The following is a 19,878-nucleotide window of genomic DNA, read 5'->3' as shown; positions in this document are numbered from 1 at the left end:
AAATATTGAATAAACAAGCAAAAGTTCAATATGGTGAAGATTCAATACAAGTACTCGAAGGTTTAGAAGCAGTAAGAAAAAGACCTGGTATGTACATTGGTTCAACAGATGTCCGCGGACTTCACCATTTAGTATATGAAATAGTAGATAACTCTGTTGATGAAATTTTAAATGGCTTCGGTACGGAAATCGAAGTGACCATTCATAAAGATAATAGTATTTCTGTTTATGATAACGGTAGGGGGATGCCTACAGGATTACATAAGACTGGTAAACCAACACCTGAAGTTATATTTACTGTCCTTCATGCCGGTGGTAAATTCGGTCAAGGTGGCTATAAAACATCTGGTGGACTACACGGCGTAGGTGCTTCGGTCGTTAATGCTTTGAGTGAATGGTTAGAAGTAACGATTTATAGAGAAGGACATATTTATAAACAAAAATTCAAAAACGGTGGTGTACCTGTAACAACATTAGAGAAAAAGGGGAAAACACGTAAAACAGGTACGACGGTCCATTTCAAACCAGACTCTAAAATATTTAAAGCTTCAACACATTTTAACTTTGAAACGTTATGCGAAAGACTTCAAGAATCAGCATTTTTACTGAGAGCACTTAAAATAAAAGTAACGGATTTAAGGGGAGAAGAACCGAGAGAAGTATTTTATCATTATGAAGACGGTATTAAAGAATTTGTTAATTATTTAAACGAAGGCAAAGACGTGTTACATGATGTTGCTATGTTTAGTGGCGAATCAAATGGAATTGAAGTAGATATTAGTTTTCAATTTAATGACCAATATTCTGAAACAATTCTAAGTTTCGTTAATAATGTTCGTACTAAAGACGGTGGAACACATGAAACAGCTTTAAAGACAGCATTTACACGTGTGTTTAATGAATATGCTCGTAAAATCGGTGAACTTAAACAAAAAGATAAAAACCTTGATGGAAGCGATATTCGTGAAGGTCTAACAGCTATTATTTCTGTAAGAATTCCAGAAGATTTATTACAGTTTGAAGGACAAACTAAGTCTAAATTAGGTACAACAGAAGCACGTGCAGCTGTTGATTCTGTAATGTCAGATCAACTTCCTTTCTACTTAGAAGAGAAAGGTCAATTATCAAAAGCATTACTTAAAAAAGCGATTAAGGCATCACAAGCACGTGAAGCAGCGAGAAAAGCACGTGAAGAAGCTAGAAATGGTAAGAAAAACAAACGTAAAGAAACTTTATTATCTGGTAAATTAACGCCAGCACAAAGTAAAAATACAGAGAAAAACGAACTTTATTTAGTCGAAGGGGATTCTGCCGGAGGATCAGCTAAATTAGGGCGCGATCGTAAATTCCAAGCAATATTACCGTTAAGAGGTAAAGTTATTAATACAGAAAAAGCTAAACTTGAAGATATCTTTAAAAATGAAGAAATCAATACGATTATTCATACAATAGGTGCTGGTGTAGGTGCAGACTTTAATATTGAAGATAGTAACTACAACAAAGTGATTATTATGACAGATGCCGATACTGATGGCGCGCATATTCAAGTATTATTATTAACTTTCTTCTTCAAGTATATGAGACCGCTATTAGAAGCAGGTAGAGTATATATTGCATTACCACCTTTATATAAATTAGAAAAAGGTAAAGGTAAGTCAAAACAAGTTGAATATGCATGGACGGATGAAGATTTAGAAGTATTAATGAAGAAAATTGGTAAAGGTTTCACACTTCAACGTTATAAAGGTTTAGGTGAAATGAATGCCGATCAACTATGGGAAACAACAATGGATCCTGAAACAAGAACATTAATTAGAGTAAGTATTGATGATGAAGTACGTTCACAACGAAGAGTGACAACATTAATGGGTGACAAAGTTGAACCACGTAGAGAATGGATTGAAAGACACGTTCAATTTGGTATGCAAGAAGATCAAAGTATACTTGAAAGTGATGACATTCAAGTACTTGATGATGAAGTAGAATCATTAGAGGAGGAAGTTAAATAATGGTTGAACAAATTCAAAACCTTCCTTTAGAAGATGTAATTGGAGATAGATTTGGTAGATATAGTAAATATATCATTCAAGACCGTGCGCTTCCTGATGTACGAGATGGATTGAAACCAGTACAACGTAGAATATTATTTGCGATGTATAAAGACGGTAATACGTATGATAGAAACTTTAGAAAAAGTGCTAAAACTGTTGGTAACGTAATCGGTAATTATCATCCACATGGTGATTCTTCTGTTTACGATGCAATGGTACGTATGAGTCAAGATTGGAAATTGAGACATGTACTAATAGAAATGCACGGTAATAACGGTAGTATTGATAATGACCCTCCTGCAGCAATGCGTTATACTGAGGCTAAATTAAGTAAACTAGCCGAAGTGTTATTACAAGATATAGATAAAGAAACAGTTGAACATGTACAAAACTTTGATGATACAGCGATGGAGCCGATGGTATTACCAGCTAGGTATCCTAACTTATTAGTCAATGGATCTACAGGTATTTCAGCAGGTTATGCAACTGATATTCCACCGCATAATCTAGGAGAAGTCATCGATGCGACATTAAAGCTTATCGATAAACCAAGTACAACTGTAGATGAATTAATTGAACATATCAAAGGACCAGATTTCCCAACTGGCGGTATTATTCAAGGGTTAGATGGTATTAAGAAAGCCTATAAAACAGGTAAAGGTAAAATAGTTGTTAGAAGTAAAGTAGAAATAGAAAAAATTAGAGGCGGAAGAGAACAAATCGTCGTAACTGAAGTACCATTTGAAGTAAACAAAGGTACATTAGTTAAGAAAATTGATGAACTCAGAGCTGATAAGAAAATAGAAGGAATCGTAGAAGTTCGTGATGAAACGGATAGAGAAGGTTTACGAATTGCAATTGAACTTAAGAAAGATATTAATAGCGAAGGTGTTCTAAATTATCTATACAAGAACACAGACTTACAAGTGCTATATCATTTTAATATGGTTGCAATCAATAATAGAAGACCTGAATTATTAGGACTTAAACAAATTCTAGAAAGCTATATTGAACACCAAAAAGAAGTCGTAACAAGACGTTCTCAATATGAATTATCTCAAGCACAAAAACGCATGCATATCGTCGAAGGTTTAATTAAAGCATTGTCTATTTTAGATGAAGTTATTGAAACAATTAGAGCTTCTAAAAACAAACGTGATGCGAAAGAGAATTTAATTGCGAAATATGAATTTACTGAAGAACAAGCTGAAGCAATCGTGATGTTACAACTTTATAGATTAACAAATACAGATATTGTTTCTTTAGAAAATGAATTTGATGAACTCAAACAAACTATCGAACGCTTAAAAGATATTTTAGAAAATGAAAAATCATTACTTAAAGTCATTAAGAACGAACTTAGAGCTGTTCGAAAAGAATTTGCTGATGAACGGTTAACTGAAATCGAAGAAAAAATCGAAGAAATTAAAATTGAAAAAGAAATTTTAGTTCCGAGTGAAGAAACAATCGTTTCTGTCACGCATGATGGATACATTAAACGTACTTCTAATAGAAGTTATATCGCAAGCGGTGTTGATGAGGTAGGACTCAAAGACGGTGATTACTTATTAATGCACGAAAAAATGAATACACAAGATACGTTAATTGTATTCACAAATAAAGGTAATTACTTATTTATACCCGTACATGAAATTGTGGACTTAAAGTGGAAAGATCTTGGTAAACATATTTCACAAATGATTCCAATTGATGATGACGAACGTGTCATTTCTGTTAATAAAGAAACAGATTTCAAGCCATCGTCTAATTATATTATCGCGACGAAAAACGGCATGATCAAAAAGTCTACAAATGATAAATTTAAAGCGAGCAGAATTACAAAACCACTCGTTGCCATTAAACTTAAAGGTGACGATGAAGTTGTTTCCGTACTGAAAATAGTAAACGATGAACTTATAACAGTGATTACTGAAAAAGGTATGAGCTTAACTTATGATACAGATGAATTATCCGACATTGGTTTGAAAGCAGCAGGTGTTAAATCTATCAACTTAAAAGACAATGATAAAGTTGTAATGACAGATAAATTACCAAATAATCAATCTGTTTTTATTGTGACGGATCGTGGTTCAGTTAAAAGAATGAAAGCAGAACAATTTGTACCTGCTAAAAGATCTCAACGTGGCTTAATGATTTTAAAAGAACTAAAATCTAAAGCACATAGAATCGTATTTGCTAGAACAATAGCAGAAGATGAAACATGTGTGATGATTTCAGAAAAAAATCAAGTCAAAGTTAATACTAAAGACTTTAACTTTAGTGAACGATATACAAATGGTCGATTTGTTGTTGACGAGAATGACTTCGGTCACATAATTAATGCATATTTTGAAGAAAAAGCAATAGATTAAAAAATTATAGTCATAATGAATGGCACATGGTAAAATCATGATAGCGATTTATTATGACTATATTATTAGAATTGAGGGATTTCTTTGAAGGATTTTGATAGTTATATCCCAGGTTGGTTTCATAACTTTGTTCAATGGGGTAATGATTTAATTTGGACTCAAAACTTAATTTTCCTATTACTACTAGCTGGCGTATTTTTTACAATAAGTTCTAGAGTAGTACAACTTAGATGGTTACCAGAAATGTTTAGAGTCATTTTTGAAAAGCCTGAAACATTAGAGGATGGAAGAAAAGGTATATCTTCTTTCCAAGCATTTGCAATAAGTGCTGCTTCTCGTGTTGGTACTGGTAATATCGCAGGTGTTGCAACTGCGATTGTATTAGGTGGCCCAGGTGCAGTATTTTGGATGTGGGTTATTGCATTTATTGGTGCAGCAAGTGCATTCTTTGAAGCAACATTAGCACAAGTATATAAAGTAAAAGATAAAGAAGGTGGGTTCCGTGGTGGACCAGCATATTACATAGAACGTGGTTTAGGTCAGAAATGGCTTGGTGTTGTGTTTGCAATTCTCATAACTGTAACGTTTGCATTTGTATTTAACACAGTTCAATCTAATACGATTGCTGCTTCTTTAAATGAACAATATGAATTTTCAAATGTGATAACAGGCATTATCTTGGCTATTATTACAGCATTAGTTATCTTTGGTGGGGTAAGAAGTATTGCAACAGTATCTTCATTTATCGTTCCAATTATGGCAGTTGGATATATTGGTTTAGTTGGTTATATCCTATTTATGAATGTTGATCAAATTTGGCCAATGATTCAAAATATCGTAAGAAGTGCATTTGGTTTCCATCCTGCATTTGGTGGGGCAATGGGATTTGCAATTATGCAAGGTATTAAACGTGGATTGTTCTCAAACGAAGCAGGTATGGGTTCTGCAGCAAACGCAGCAGCAACGGCAGCAGTTAGCCATCCAGTTAAGCAAGGTTTAATACAATCATTAGGTGTATTCTTTGATACAATGATTATTTGTTCAGCAACGGCAATTATGTTGTTGCTTTACACAGATTTACAATTTGGAGCTGATGCGCCACAAGGTGTGGCCGTAACACAACAAGCACTGATAACACATGTAGGTGAATTTGGTGGTATATTCTTAACGCTAGCCGTATTTATGTTTGCATTCTCTTCAATAATTGGTAACTATTACTACGGTCAATCAAATATTGAATATTTAACTAAAAATAAATTTGTTATGTTTGTCTTCAGACTTTTAGTTGTAGCAATGGTCTTTGTTGGCTCAGTAGTACAAGTTCAAACAGTATGGGATACAGCAGATCTATTTATGGGATTAATGGCGATTATCAATATCGTAGCATTATTTGGTCTTGCAACTGTCGTATTTGAAGTTGCTAAAGATTATCGTGCACAAAGAAAGCGTAAGTTAAATCCGGTATTTAAGATTGAAAACTTAAAAGGTAACTTTAATAATATCGAAGCATGGGGTGAAAACCCTTATGCAACAATAAATAAAAAAGAAACAACAGAACAATCATCTGAAGTAAAAACAAAGTATGAAGAACCTAAAGAAGATACATTTGAAAATATTAAAGATGATGTTAAAGACGAAGATAAATAAAATGAAAACGCCATGGACACGTGTCCATGGCGTTTTCATTTTATTTAAATAAGTTTACAATTGAATTGAAGATATCTTTAATGGCATTTACAAGTTTATCCCAGAAACCTTCGTCTTGAAGTTTGTCTTTAATATCATTACCTAAATCTTCAGCTTTTTTCTTTGCATCTTTAAATTCATCAGATTTAACTAAATCATTAACATAATCTTTCGAGTTATTTATAAAATCTTTTGCATTTTCACCGCTAAAGACACCGTCTTTTTGTGCTTTATCAATAACATTAACAATCATATTAATTTGGTTATCATTAATAACGTTTGTTAAACCATTGTCTTCGATTTTTTGGTTAACGATATTTGTAATTTCATTGATTGTTACATTACCTGACTTTTCAGCTACTGCTTGTTTAGATTCTGCAATCGTTTTGTTTAATTGTGATTGAGAAAATCCTTCTTGACCTTTATTTTCTTCAGTTATTTGGTTAATTGTAGATAACTCTTCTTGAGCGACTTGTGTTCTATTTGAATCTACTTCTTCACCTTGTTCTTCAAATGCTTTGTATACACCAGCTAATGCACTTTCACCTGTAACATCTTCACTTGAAGCAATTGTTACATCAGCATCTTTAATACCAGCTGTCATTAATGCATTTTTATATGTGTCTTTTGTTACTTTTGTAATTTGACCTTGGTCTTGATTAATCGTTAAGTTAAGACCACTGCCTTTAGAAGTCTTTGTAATACGAATACTTGATTTTAAGACATCATTTGATGATTGCATATTTAAGTATTTATTTAAATCATCAGCAGTAACGTAAGTTGTCTTGTCACTGTTTTTAGTACCTAATAAGTTTGAAGTTGTATCTTTAGCACTTGTATTATTTTGTAATGCTGCACCGTAAACAGTAACGGCATTATCCCAAGCCTCTTCAGTTACCGCATGGGCTTGATGTTTCGGATATAGAATAGTAGATAATAATAAAACAGCAAGAACACTTATTATATATAGTTTTGTTTTTTTCATATGTTTGCACATCCTCAAATTTATTGATATAAAATATATCTATCATTATATTATCATCAAATGTATAATATGTAATAGGTCTTCAGAATGAGGTTTAAGATATGGGAAAATACATTATCGAAAAGGCATTAAATAATAATGTGTTAGTTGCTAATTATTATGATAAAGAAGTTATATTAGTTGGTAAGGGAATTGGTTTCGGAAAAAAACAAGGTGAAGAAATTAATACAGATTTAATCGAAAAGGTATATTTATTAGAATCTGAAAATGATAAAAATAAATATAAGCAATTATTAGATGGTACAAATGATGAAGTGTTTAGTATCGTTTTAGAAGTTGTAAATGGTATTGATAAACAGTTGGGTGGAAGTGTTAGTGAAAAGACATTAATATCTTTAACAGACCATATGTTATTTGCGATCAAGCGTATTAAAGAAGGTATACATGTTCATAATCCTTTTTTAAAAGAGACAGAACTGCTTTATCCGAGGGAATATCAAATAGCAGAAAAAGCTGTTAAAGCATTAAACGAAAAATTAAATTTACAGTTTATTGAATCAGAAGCAGGATTTATTGCTTTACATATTCACTCTGCAGAAGTGAATCATTCAATTCGTGATATACACAATATAAAAGCGATTATTCAAAAAGCAATCATTATAATAGAAGAAGGCCTAGAAGTTGATATTAATAAAAATAGTATTAATTATAGTCGTTTTGTTCGGCACCTTCACTTTGCGATTCAAAGAGTATTGGCAGATGAACGAATTCCAGATGCAACTAATATCGAAACACTATTGAAAGCGCAATATCCATTGTGCTATAATATATCCGTAAAGATAGTGAAGATGATGCAAACACAATTGAAGAAGCCAGTATATCAATCTGAGTTGGCATATTTAACAATGCACATCCAGCACTTTAATAATAACTTATAAATTGCGTGTTACTGATACGATCAGGCATGAGCAAATAGACTTTACCGTAATGGTAAGTTTCTTTGCTCATGCCTTTTTTCATGCCGTGATTTACGAAGTTAAACAATTAGGAGGGTATTAATTATGTTTAAAAAGTTCTTTGGACAATTGCAACGTATTGGTAAAGCATTAATGTTACCAGTTGCGATTTTACCAGCAGCGGGTATTTTACTTGCGTTTGGTAATGCAATGCAGAACGATCAATTCGTTGAAATTGCACCTTGGTTAAAATCTGATGTTATTGTCATGATAGCTTCAGTAATGGAATCATCTGGTCAAATTATCTTTGATAATTTACCATTACTATTCGCACTCGGGACAGCATTAGGTTTAGCTGGAGGAGATGGTGTTGCAGCATTGGCAGCATTAGTTGGTTACCTTATTATGAATACAACAATGGGAGTTGTTAAAGGTATTTCAATTGATGACATTTATAGTTATGCTGAAGGCGCTAAAACTTTAGGGCAAACTGCTAAAGATCCAGCAAACGCATTAGTTCTTGGTATTCCAACACTTCAAACAGGGGTGTTTGGTGGTATTATAATGGGTGCTCTTGCAGCATGGTGTTACAACAAATATTATAATATCAACTTACCACCATTTTTAGGATTCTTTGCGGGTAAAAGATTTGTACCTATCGCAACATCTGTAATAGCAATTATTGCAGGTATTATTCTTTCATTTGCATGGCCACCAATTCAAGATGGCTTAAATAACTTATCTACATTCTTATTAGATAAGAACTTAGCTTTAACAACATTTATATTTGGTATTATCGAACGTGCTTTAATTCCATTTGGATTACATCACATTTTCTACTCACCATTCTGGTTTGAATTTGGTAACTATGTAAATTCTGCAGGTGAATTAGTTCGTGGTGACCAAAGAATATTTATGGCACAAGTTAAAGACGGTGTACCATTTACAGCGGGTGCATTCACAACTGGTAAATATCCATTTATGATGTTTGGTTTACCAGCTGCAGCATATGCAATCTATCGTCAAGCTCGTCCAGAGCGTAAAAAAGTTGTCGGCGGTTTAATGTTATCTGCAGGTTTAACATCATTCTTAACAGGTATTACTGAACCTTTAGAGTTCTCATTCTTATTCGTAGCACCAGTATTATACGGTATTCATGTTATTTTAGCAGGTACATCATTCTTATTGATGCATCTACTACATATTCAAATTGGTATGACATTCTCTGGTGGATTTATCGATTACGTATTATACGGTTTGTTAAACTGGGATCGTACAAATGCACTACTTGTTATTCCAGTAGGTATTATTTATGCGCTAGTTTATTACTTCTTATTTACATTTGCGATTAAGAAATTTAACTTAAAAACTCCTGGTCGTGAAGATAAAGAATCTGAATCACGCAATAGTTCAGTAGCAGAGCTTCCATTCGATGTATTAGATGCAATGGGTGGTAAAGAAAACATCAAACATTTAGATGCATGTATTACGCGTTTACGTGTTGAAGTATTAAATAAATCTGAAGTAAACAAAGATGAACTGAAAAGTTTAGGAGCATCAGGTGTACTTGAAGTCGGTAACAATATCCAAGCTATTTTTGGACCTAAATCAGATCAAATTAAACACGATATGGCACGTATCATTTCAGGTGAAATTACGAAACCTGATGAAACAACTGTTACTGAAGAAGGCGATCAAGAAAGTGCTGCTATTTTAGCTGAAGGTGGCGCAACAATTTATGCACCAATTAAAGGTGAAGTTGTTAACATCTCTGAAGTACCAGATAAAGTATTCTCTGAAAAAATGATGGGTGACGGCGTTGCAATTATTCCTGAAACTGGTGAAGTTGTTGCACCATTTGATGGTAAATTGAAAATGACATTCCCTACAAAACATGCGATTGGTTTAGAATCTAATGACGGTGTTGAATTATTAATCCACTTCGGTTTAGAAACAGTTAAATTAGAAGGTAAAGGATTTGAAATTTTAGCGGAAGCTGATACAGATATTGTTAAAGGTCAACCATTAATGAAAGTTGATTTAGACTTCATTAAAGAAAATGCTGATAGTACTATAACGCCAATTGTAGTGACTAATCTTGGTGATTCTTCATTAGAAGTATTAACAACAGGTACAGTTGAACAAGGTGATAAAATATTAGTCGTTAAATAAGACTTTTATGGATGAGAAGATACATCTTCATGGTGTATCTTCTTTTTATATTCTAAATTAAGCGTTTATAATATTATTATGTAAACTATAAATGTAAATTTTTGTTTTTAAAGTGATTCGATTAGGGTATAATAGATTATAAATCTTTAAGAGGAGGGCTTATTTTGGAAAAAGAAAAGCATTCCAATAATACTTTTAATAAAACAACACGTTTTATGCAGTTTTTCGGTGGACGTGATATTTATTTTATTTTAGGATTATTGATTTTGATAGGGTTAACAATATTTATTTTCCAACATGTTTCATTTGTTTTTGAACCTATCGTGACAATTACGACAACTTTAATTGGCCCAATTATTGTTGCATTTGTTGCATTCTATTTGTTTAATCCTTTAATTAATTTTATGGAAAGGTTTAACATCTCTAGATTATGGGGAATCATCATATTATTATGTGTGATTATCGCAGCATTTACACTAATTGTGACGTTATTAATACCTGTTGTACAACATCAAGTTGAGAGTTTATCTAAAAATTTACCTACATATTTCGATGAATTTAGTGATAAATTAAAAGAGCTTTCTCAAAATTCATTTGTAGCGGATTACTATACACAAGCTCAAAATTGGTTCCAACAGAACTTTAGCGATATTCCTAAGAAAATATCTAATTCAGTAGGAGATTTTAGTAATAAGTTCCAAACATTTGTATCTACAATTACACATGTTGTTGTGATCATTATTACATTCCCATTTGTATTATTCTTTTTACTTAAAGATGGCGCGAAATTCAGAAATTACTTTATTAGATTAATGCCACCAAAATTCAGAAAAGATACACATGATTTAATTGATAAGATGAATGTTCAAGTTGGTTCTTATATTCAAGGTCAAATGATTGTTGCTTTCTGTATTGGTGTATTACTATTTATCGGTTATTCAATCATTGGATTAGACTATGCTTTAACATTAGCAAGTATTGCTGCTGTGACTAGTGTTGTACCGTATTTAGGTCCAATTATCGCTATTTCACCAGCAATTATTTTAGCTGCAATTGATTCACCGTTCATGTTATTGAAACTTGCAATTGTTTGGGCTGCAGTTCAATTTTTAGAAGGACATTTTATTTCACCAAATATTATGGGTAAAACAATGCAAATTCATCCTTTAACAATTATCTTTGTATTGTTATGTGCAGGTAATTTAGCAGGTATACTAGGGGTTATTTTAGGTATTCCAGCATATGCTATTATTAAAGTAGCAGTGACACATCTCTTCACATTATTTAAACGTCGCTATAATAAGTATTATCAAGATGACTCAGGTCCATACGAGTTTAAAGATGAAGAAGTTGTACATGAAAAAGAATAAACTATAACTATAGACTGCCTTTAACTTTTTGAAGCTTAATGGCAGTCTTTTTTAAACATTTTAATTTGTATATTTATATGGTATTATTTGGGAGTATTACAAAATAAAAGAAGGTTAGAATATGAGACTATTAAATCGAAAGAAAATTTTGCCAATATTAAAAGTTTTATTTATATGTATCATATTATGCATCGTTGTCTTTGTATTGCATAATGAATTAGGAAAAATCGACTTTAAAAAGACAATCGTGCTTTTTAGAGAAATGAATACATTTTATTTTGTAGGCATCATTATATTAGGTGTACTTTCCGTTTCTGTTTTATCTCTATACGACATGATGCTAAAACAGTCTTTAAAAATTAGTTTACCAATACATAAAGTTTTATCCATTAGCTATATTATTAACACGTTTAACAGTATTTTAGGATTTGGTGGATTAATAGGTGCTGGTTTAAGAATTTATTCTTATAGAAATGACGTTGAAGATAAGAAAGATTTAGTTAAAAGTGTTTCATTGTTATTGTTATCCATGTTAAGCGGTTTAAGTTTATTATGTGTACTTATTGTATTTCGTGTTTTTAATGCGGATGCATTACTAGCTGATATTTCATGGGCTAAAATTGTCATATATATTGGCAGTTTGTTTCTTCCTTTATTTATAGTTGTGTCGTATTTGAAACCTTCTATAAGTCGAGACAGACTGCTTGGATTTAAATTTACAATTGTATCTGCACTCGAATGGATTGCGGCGAGCTACTTATTATTTGTCATTTTGAAAGCATTACATATTCATGTAGACTTTGCTCACTTAGTTGGGATATTTGTTGTTGCAGCCTTATCAGGATTAATTAGTATGATACCCGGGGGATTTGGTGCATTTGATTTAGTGATCTTATTAGGTATTAAGTCGCTTGGTGTACCTGAAGAAAAAGTATTATTAGCGTTGTTACTCTATAGAGTTGCTTATTACTTCTTCCCATTTATTATAGCACTTGGTTTATCTACATTTGAATTTGGTAGTATCGCTAAAAAATACATCGAAGAAAGTAAATTCTATACACCAGCAGTTGATACAACATCATTCATAAAGTCTGTACAGAGTGATTTTATGACCAAAGTACCAACATTGGCGCTAGGTTTGTTATCAGGTATTACAGGATTTGTACTTTATTTTAATCACATTTTAATCTTATATGATGCTATTTACTCACATCATTATACTTTTTATTCAATCTTATTAGCACTTCATACAGCTTCTACACTTATGTTACTTATTTGTGCTAAAGGCGTTATGTCTGGTACGATGCGATCTATTCTCATGAGCATAATTTCTGTCATCGTGATGTTAGTCGTATCTATATTAACGAATAGTACAATCATTGCATTTTTATGGTTAACGATACTATTAGTATTATTATTTATCGGCTACAAAAATGCGCTCGTTGTCAAAAAGATTGTTACACCTATGAAAATAGTTTTAAGTGGTATATTAATTTTAACAATGTTTATTTTCAATAGAATTGTCACTAAAAATTATTTGAATTTATATCCACATGAAGTCACTAAATTTGATAAATATGCTGTGTTTACAATGTTCTTAATTGCACTTGCGATCTTATGTTTAATCGGTATGTGCATAACATATATACTCTCAAAAAGATTCCAAAAAAGTTTATATACAAATGCTACATATGAAACGATACAGTCTATTATCGACCAAAATCAAGGTTCATATGTGAGTCACTTAGCATTTACAGGAGATAAATCATTTTATGTTAATAAAGATGAAGATGTCTTTATTATGTATCGACATAAGATGAATGCAGTTATCGTGTTAGGTGATCCAGTCGGTAACTCTGATAAATATCATGAAGTATTAAAAGAATTTTATGATCAAATGCATTTTTTAGGTCATGATATTATTTTCTATCAAGTACAAAGTAAATTACTTTCTTTATATCATGATTATGGAAATGTCTTTTTCAAATTAGGAGAAGAAGCACTCATAGACCTCGAAACATTCAGTTTATCTGGTAAGAAAAAACGTGGTATGCGTGCAACTCATAATAAAATGGCATCAGAAGGCTATCAATTTGAAATAATAGAAGCGCCATTTGCAAAAGATGATATTGACATGTTGAAATCTATTAGTGACGGCTGGTTAGGTGACAAGAAAGAAATGAGCTTTTCAGTTGGGTCATTTGATGAAGATTATTTAAATAAAGCACCAATCGCAGTTATAAGAAATGATGGCAATGAAATAGTAGGTTTCTGTTCATTAATGTATACAAATTATAATGATTCCATATCCGTAGATCTAATTAGATGGAACAAAGAAGTAGAACTACCAATGATGGACGCTTTATATATCCATATGTTGTTATGGGCACAAGAACAAGGCTACAAACAATTTAATATGGGAATGGCTACGTTATCCAATGTAGGACATAATCAATACGCATATTTAAGAGAAAAATTTGCAGCAAAAGTATTCGAAAATATGAATGGTTTATATAGCTTCCAAGGATTACGAAATTATAAACAAAAATTTTATCCAGAATGGGAACCAAGATATTTAGTATATCGTAAATATAGTTCACTATTATGGAATTTAATAAGAGTATCTTTAACAATTAATCATAAATAAAAACCCAAAACCACTTGTAAAAAAGTGGTTTTGGGTTTTGTTTGGATTTAATTAACACGTGTTTCTTTAATGCGTTTATACCATAAGTATAGGACGTATAGTACTGCAATCGCGATGATTACAATAAACACTTTAGAATACATACCTACATATATGAGAATTTGATGCCAATGATTGCCTAACATTTTACCGAGCATGATAAGAAATATATTCCACATACCTGTGCCGATTGCTGTTAAAAGTATAAATACGGGTAAGTTCATTTTAGTTATACCAGCTGGTAATGAAATGAGTGTTCTGACAATTGGGATAAAGCGTCCTAAAAAGATAGCCCAATGTCCATATTTATCTAACCATTGAATGGTCTTATCTAAGTCTTGTGTTTTGATACCTATATATTTGCCACGTTTATGTATAAATTTATATAAACGTTCTTCTCCTATAAGAGCACCAATGCTATATAATACAAGTGCTCCGAGTACGGCGCCTAAAATTGTAAGTAAACATACAATTATGATATTCAACTCTGACTGTGAAGTCATAAAGCCTGCAAATGTTAATATGATTTCAGAAGGGAAGGGGTGTATAACATATTCTAAAAATACGAGTATGAAGACACCGATATATCCATAATGCGTCATAAAATCAGTAATCCATTGTTCCATAATGTTCTCCTTTTATATCTTAAATACTGATAGATATTATATAAAAATAACAGTATAGCATAATTGTATACGATACTGTTATGCTATACTTGTTTATTTTAAACTTTGTCTAATTGTTTGTTCTTCTTGATATCTTTCAGGATTCTTCTTATAGAAATCTTGATGATAATCTTCAGCTTTGTAAAAAGGTTTATATGGTAATAATTTTGTAACGACTGATTTTCCTTCTGGTAATTCTTTATTTAATTGTTCGATATACTGTTCAGCAAGTTTCTTCTGATCATCATTTGTATAGAAAATAGCTGTTTCATATTGTGTACCTCTGTCTTGGAATTGTCCATGAGCATCAGTAGGATCAATAATTGCAAAATATATTTCTAGCAGTCTATTATATGAGAATAAAGCTACATCATATTGGATTTCGACAACTTCATAATGTCCGGTATCACCCTTTTTTACTTCTTCGTATGTTGGATTTTCAGTAGTTCCACCCATATAACCTGAAGTCACTTTATCTATTCCTTCATATTGGTCAAATGGCTTAACCATACACCAAAAGCATCCTCCTGCAAAATACGCTTTATTCATATTCATGATATTTTTACCATCCTTTATTCAGTCTCAAGTCTTATTTTTAAGTTAGCTTTGCAATTTTTCTTGATTTTTAGTATATAAATTGGTTAACTTAATGTATGAGTCTCATTATAATATAATTAGACTCAATTTTGAAGATAAAAGGTTGGTAACAATGACTTCGCATAATCAATCAGAAACTGAAGATAATCGTCAAACGAATATACCTACAAGAAGAAAAAAGCGTAGAATTAAAAAAAGACCTTTTATTTTCTTAGGTATCATCTTACTTTTAATTGGACTTGGATTTTACATTAATGCTTCTTATAAATCTGGTTTGAAAGTTTCATCAGATAATGGTAAAAAGCAGCAATTACATAAATTCAATAGTACAACGCGGAATGATGGTAAAGTAAATGTGCTCGTATTAGGTGAGGACCGCAAAGTAGATAATTCACAACCTAGAACAGACTCAATTATGATTGTTCAATACGATTACTTGAAAAAAGATCTCAAAATTGTATCTGTCATGAGAGATATTTATTCAGAAATCCCAGGTGGCTATCGTAATTATAAGATTAATACTGCATATTCATTAGGCGGACCTGAATTATTACGTAAGACATTGAAGAAGAACCTTGATATTGATCCGGAATACTATGCAATTATCGATTTTGATGGATTTGAAGAAATGGTCGATGAAATTGCACCTAAAGGCGTTCCAATCGATGTTGAAAAAGATATGTCTGCCAAAATTGGTGTTACTTTAAAACAAGGGCAACATAATTTAAACGGGAAAGAATTATTAGGTTATGCGCGCTTTAGACACGATGAAGAAGGTGACTTTGGTCGTGTTAGAAGACAACAACAAGTCATGACTGCACTAAAATCAGAAATGATGAGTGTAGATTCAGTTGTTAAAGCACCGAAATTAGCTGGTATTGCTAGAGGTTATGTTAATACCAATTTAGATGATCAAACAATTTACAAAACGGGAGCTAGCTTCTTAGCTAGAGGCGATAAAGATATTAAGACGTTAACAGTCCCTGTTAAAGGTTCTTATACAAATGAGAATGATATTGAAAATGGGGCAGTATTAAAAATCGACAAAGAAAAAAATAAAGAAGCAATTAAGAAATTTCTTAACGATTAATCATTAAGGAAACGAAAAAAGCAATAAATGGTCACTTTGACCATTTATTGCTTTTTATATAATTATATAGTTCTTATGAATCAGATTTACGTGTACCAGCAACACCGTAGTGTTCAGGTTTCATTTCTTCAATAATGACATGAATATTTTCTTTTGGTGCTTTTGCATTTTGATGAACAGCTTCTGTAACATCTTTTACAAGACCTTTCAATTGTTCATCTGATCTACCTTCAATTAATTTAATGTTTACGATTGGCATTATAAACGCTCCTTATTATATTGAATATTTGCTGAAGGACCACTATCTCCATTCCAGTCTGTTTGACCGTCATCTTCTATGAATTCAATGTTCACATCTTCAACATGAGATAAGTCTAACAATTTTAATATAATCCGTTTTCTGATATCTGACAACTCTTTAAGTGTATAATTGTGATTAACTTCTAATAAACATTCTATATGAAGTGCTTCTCCTTCTTTAATAACAGCAAGTCTTTTAATATCACTAATTGCTTTGTCGTCTAATATGACACGTGAAGCATGTATTTCAGATTCATGATCTGCAATACCAAGAACGCCTTGTGCATTTTCAATAAAGATAATACCCACAACTATAAACATCATCACACCAATGATGACTGAAGCAATACCTTCTAACATACCTAAACCTGTTAATCTTGCAATAATGATTGAAAGAACGGCAATAATACCACCGCCAGTTGCGACAGTATCTTCCATAAATACTAATTTTGTTGCAGGTTTAGCTATACCAATCAGTAAATAACTTTTAGTAAATGGTGTCAGTAATCCTTTACTGCTTTCACCAGCTTCCTCTAAGATTTCTTTACCAGCTTTTCTTAAAACACTACCTTCTAAAATAATACCGATAGCTAAAACAGCAATATTAATCCAGAAAAATAATATTGGTCCACCAGTTTCATTTGGATGGACAATATGGTGGAAACCTTCTTTAACTGTCTCATAAGATAAAATACCTACAATAATAACAGCTATTAAACAAACGAGGTTAATTAATCTTCCATATCCAAGAGGGAATTTTTCATTCGGACTTCTTTTAGAAAATGCTGATCCTAAAAATACAAAAAGTTGGTTTGCTGCATCACCAAAAGAGTGCATCATTTCAGCAAACATAGCGATGTTTCCTGTAAAGATAAAAGCGAATAACTTTAAACAACCTAAAATAAAGTTAACAACTGCAGCAGAAAGCGAAGACTTGCTTCCTTTTTTTAGTAAATTAATGAAAGCTTTCATAAAAAACTCCTTTAAAATATTTTTGTTTTGATTATACCACTATAATACCCAATTTTATTATAATATAAGTATTTTTATGTAAATATCATAATAATATTATGTCAACTATAAAAGTTGGTTTAAATTTTTAAAACCTTCATTTAGGGAATGTGTTATACTATTTATATAGATATGTTAATTAAGTTATACTAATACTCGACTATTTTAATGTAACTTAATAATAAAGTTAACTTATTACACATTGTGCACTTGTTGTCACTTTTTAAATGAAAGTATAAGGTTTATAATAGTAGTAATACATAGATTAATTCATACAAATTATTCATTTGTATATTTTTTATGGACATATATTTAGTCGAAATGGTTAATATTGAAAGGGGCTCTGTAGTTAATTATGAATGCTTTACATAAGAAAACAGATGTAATATTAATTGGTGGAGGCATTATGAGTGCTACTTTAGGTACTATGCTTAAAGAATTATCACCAAATTTAGAAATTAAATTATTTGAAAAATTATCAAAACCAGCTGAAGAAAGTTCTAATGAATGGAACAACGCCGGAACTGGTCATTCAGCATTATGTGAATTGAATTATACTAAAGAAGAGGCGGATGGTTCAGTTAATATTGATAAAGCAATTCAAATAAATGAACAATTTCAATTATCAAAGCAATTTTGGACATATTTAGTAAATAAAGGTAGTTTAACAGATCCACAATCATTTATTCGTCCTGTACCACATATGAGTTTTGTGTATGGAGACAAAAATGTACAATTTTTGAAAAATAGATGTGATGCATTATCAAAAAATCCATTATTCACTGGTATGACGTTTACAGATAATTTTGAAACGTTAAAGCATTGGATGCCGCTTATGATGGAAGGGCGTTCTCAAGATGAAAGAATTGCCGCAACTAAAATTGAATCTGGTACGGATGTAAACTTTGGGAATTTAACGCGCTCATTATTAAGTGACTTAAAAGACCAAGGTGTTGAGTTAAATTATAATCATTCTGTTCAGAATATTCGAAGAAATGAAGACAATTCATGGCAATTAAAGATTTATAATGCTGAAACTAAAAAGGTTGAATACCATAATACTCAATTCGTGTTTATCGGCGCCGGTGGTGGTAGTTTACCACTTTTACAAAAGACAGGCATAAAAGAAGCTTCTAATATAGGAGGTTTCCCAGTTAGTGGTTTATTTATGGTATGTAATAATGAAGAAATTATTGCTAAACATGATGCTAAAGTTTACGGTAAAGCAAAAGTTGGAGCGCCACCAATGTCAGTACCGCATTTAGATACTAGATACATTGAAGGTAAACGTTCATTATTATTTGGACCATTTGCTGGATTCTCGCCTAAATTCTTGAAGACTGGCTCTAACTTAGATTTATTTGGTTCAGTGAAACCGAATAATATCTTTACGATGTTATCAGCTGGTTTAAAAGAAATGGGATTAACTAAATATTTAGTAGAACAAGTCTTATTGTCAGATGAAAAGCGTTTAGAAGAACTAAAAGAATTTATACCGACTGCGAAGTTAGAAGATTGGGATATCGTAATCGCTGGTCAACGTGTACAAGTCATTAAAGATACTCAAGAAGGCGGAAAGGGTACATTACAATTTGGTACTGAACTTGTAACAAGTGAAGATGGCTCTATTTCTGCGTTATTAGGTGCCTCTCCAGGCGCTTCTACTGCTGTACATGTTATGTTGCAGTTACTTGAAAACTGTTTCCCTAATGAATTTGTAAACTGGGAAGATAAGATTAAACAAATGATACCTTCATTTAGAACAAACTTATCTGATAATCCTGATTTATTTAATGAAATTAATTCATCAACTTCGAAAGCATTAGGTTTATATAAGTAAGGTTATTTTAAATATTGATGATTGTTAAAAAATTATCAACTATAATTAAAAAATTCTCTTTAATCACTTTAAATTTTAGTTTAATCGGGTTAAACTA

At 31.7% G+C, this 19,878-nt stretch carries 14 protein-coding genes; 9 read left to right on the top strand and 5 right to left on the bottom strand.

From position 1 onward, the window contains the following. Window positions 1–5: 5 nt before the first annotated feature. The 3 genes from parE to ACJTHF_RS07225 all read left to right on the top strand — a co-directional run bounded on the left by parE (window position 6) and on the right by ACJTHF_RS07225 (window position 6,070). Window positions 6–2,009, top strand: a complete 2,004-nt coding sequence (gene parE, locus ACJTHF_RS07235; RefSeq protein WP_058591321.1) for a DNA topoisomerase IV subunit B — start codon at window positions 6–8, stop codon at window positions 2,007–2,009. Next, window positions 2,009–4,423, top strand: a complete 2,415-nt coding sequence (gene parC / locus ACJTHF_RS07230; protein ID WP_106417741.1) for a DNA topoisomerase IV subunit A — start codon at window positions 2,009–2,011, stop codon at window positions 4,421–4,423. Before parE ends, parC begins: the two co-directional genes overlap by 1 nt. An 84-nt stretch (window positions 4,424–4,507) precedes the next feature. After that, window positions 4,508–6,070: an alanine/glycine:cation symporter family protein gene (locus ACJTHF_RS07225; RefSeq protein ID WP_058591319.1), complete on the top strand. Its 1,563-nt coding sequence runs from the start codon at window positions 4,508–4,510 to the stop codon at window positions 6,068–6,070. Window positions 6,071–6,110: 40 nt separating this feature from the next. Here ACJTHF_RS07225 and ACJTHF_RS07220 read toward each other — a convergent pair whose 3' ends face one another. After that, window positions 6,111–7,094 (bottom strand): DUF1002 domain-containing protein, encoded by a 984-nt coding sequence (locus ACJTHF_RS07220; RefSeq protein ID WP_058591318.1) that lies wholly within the window; start codon window positions 7,092–7,094, stop codon window positions 6,111–6,113. 101 nt (window positions 7,095–7,195) lie between these two features. Between ACJTHF_RS07220 and glcT the strand changes: the two genes are divergently transcribed. The 4 genes from glcT to mprF all read left to right on the top strand — a co-directional run bounded on the left by glcT (window position 7,196) and on the right by mprF (window position 14,239). Further along, entirely contained in the window at window positions 7,196–8,032 is an 837-nt protein-coding gene (gene glcT, locus ACJTHF_RS07215) for a glucose PTS transporter transcription antiterminator GlcT (protein WP_078355759.1), read from the top strand. A gap of 123 nt (window positions 8,033–8,155) precedes the next feature. Then, window positions 8,156–10,222 (top strand): glucose-specific PTS transporter subunit IIBC, encoded by a 2,067-nt coding sequence (ptsG, locus tag ACJTHF_RS07210; protein ID WP_232157166.1) that lies wholly within the window; start codon window positions 8,156–8,158, stop codon window positions 10,220–10,222. A 215-nt stretch (window positions 10,223–10,437) separates the two neighbouring features. Further along, window positions 10,438–11,592 carry an AI-2E family transporter gene (locus ACJTHF_RS07205; protein ID WP_078355977.1) on the top strand — a complete coding sequence of 385 codons (1,155 nt, stop codon included), beginning with the start codon at window positions 10,438–10,440 and terminating at the stop codon, window positions 11,590–11,592. A gap of 121 nt (window positions 11,593–11,713) precedes the next feature. Beyond that, on the top strand, window positions 11,714–14,239 hold the full coding sequence (mprF, locus tag ACJTHF_RS07200) for a bifunctional lysylphosphatidylglycerol flippase/synthetase MprF (RefSeq protein ID WP_088592379.1): 2,526 nt from the start codon (window positions 11,714–11,716) through the stop codon (window positions 14,237–14,239). A gap of 47 nt (window positions 14,240–14,286) precedes the next feature. On the opposite strand, the gene ACJTHF_RS07195 is transcribed toward mprF, so the two are convergent. Both ACJTHF_RS07195 and msrA read right to left on the bottom strand, forming a co-directional pair. Then, window positions 14,287–14,904 (bottom strand): DedA family protein, encoded by a 618-nt coding sequence (locus ACJTHF_RS07195; protein ID WP_048543107.1) that lies wholly within the window; start codon window positions 14,902–14,904, stop codon window positions 14,287–14,289. A 93-nt stretch (window positions 14,905–14,997) separates the two neighbouring features. Continuing rightward, window positions 14,998–15,498: a peptide-methionine (S)-S-oxide reductase MsrA gene (gene msrA, locus ACJTHF_RS07190; RefSeq protein WP_037587960.1), complete on the bottom strand. Its 501-nt coding sequence runs from the start codon at window positions 15,496–15,498 to the stop codon at window positions 14,998–15,000. Between the two features lie 154 nt (window positions 15,499–15,652). On the opposite strand from msrA, the gene ACJTHF_RS07185 reads away from it, so the two are divergent. Further along, the gene (locus ACJTHF_RS07185) at window positions 15,653–16,630 is read left to right on the top strand and encodes an LCP family protein (RefSeq protein ID WP_106417866.1); all 978 of its coding nucleotides are present in this window, start codon (window positions 15,653–15,655) and stop codon (window positions 16,628–16,630) included. Between the two features lie 73 nt (window positions 16,631–16,703). On the opposite strand, the gene ACJTHF_RS07180 is transcribed toward ACJTHF_RS07185, so the two are convergent. Together ACJTHF_RS07180 and ACJTHF_RS07175 are read right to left on the bottom strand one after the other, a co-directional pair. Continuing rightward, complete coding sequence (locus ACJTHF_RS07180; protein ID WP_037560206.1) at window positions 16,704–16,889, bottom strand: 2-hydroxymuconate tautomerase; 186 nt, start codon at window positions 16,887–16,889, stop codon at window positions 16,704–16,706. Beyond that, window positions 16,889–17,902, bottom strand: coding sequence for a cation diffusion facilitator family transporter (locus ACJTHF_RS07175; protein ID WP_232157164.1), 1,014 nt, complete (start codon window positions 17,900–17,902; stop codon window positions 16,889–16,891). Before ACJTHF_RS07175 ends, ACJTHF_RS07180 begins: the two co-directional genes overlap by 1 nt. A gap of 394 nt (window positions 17,903–18,296) precedes the next feature. Between ACJTHF_RS07175 and mqo the strand changes: the two genes are divergently transcribed. After that, a complete protein-coding gene (mqo, locus tag ACJTHF_RS07170; RefSeq protein ID WP_058591313.1) occupies window positions 18,297–19,781 on the top strand; it encodes a malate dehydrogenase (quinone) in 1,485 nt (494 codons plus the stop codon). Window positions 19,782–19,878: the final 97 nt, after the last annotated feature.

It is taken from the genome of Mammaliicoccus sp. RAM2 (assembly GCF_045897195.1).
GTDB lineage: Bacteria > Bacillota > Bacilli > Staphylococcales > Staphylococcaceae > Mammaliicoccus > Mammaliicoccus sciuri.
This window is presented reverse-complemented; position numbering and strand designations above follow the sequence as displayed.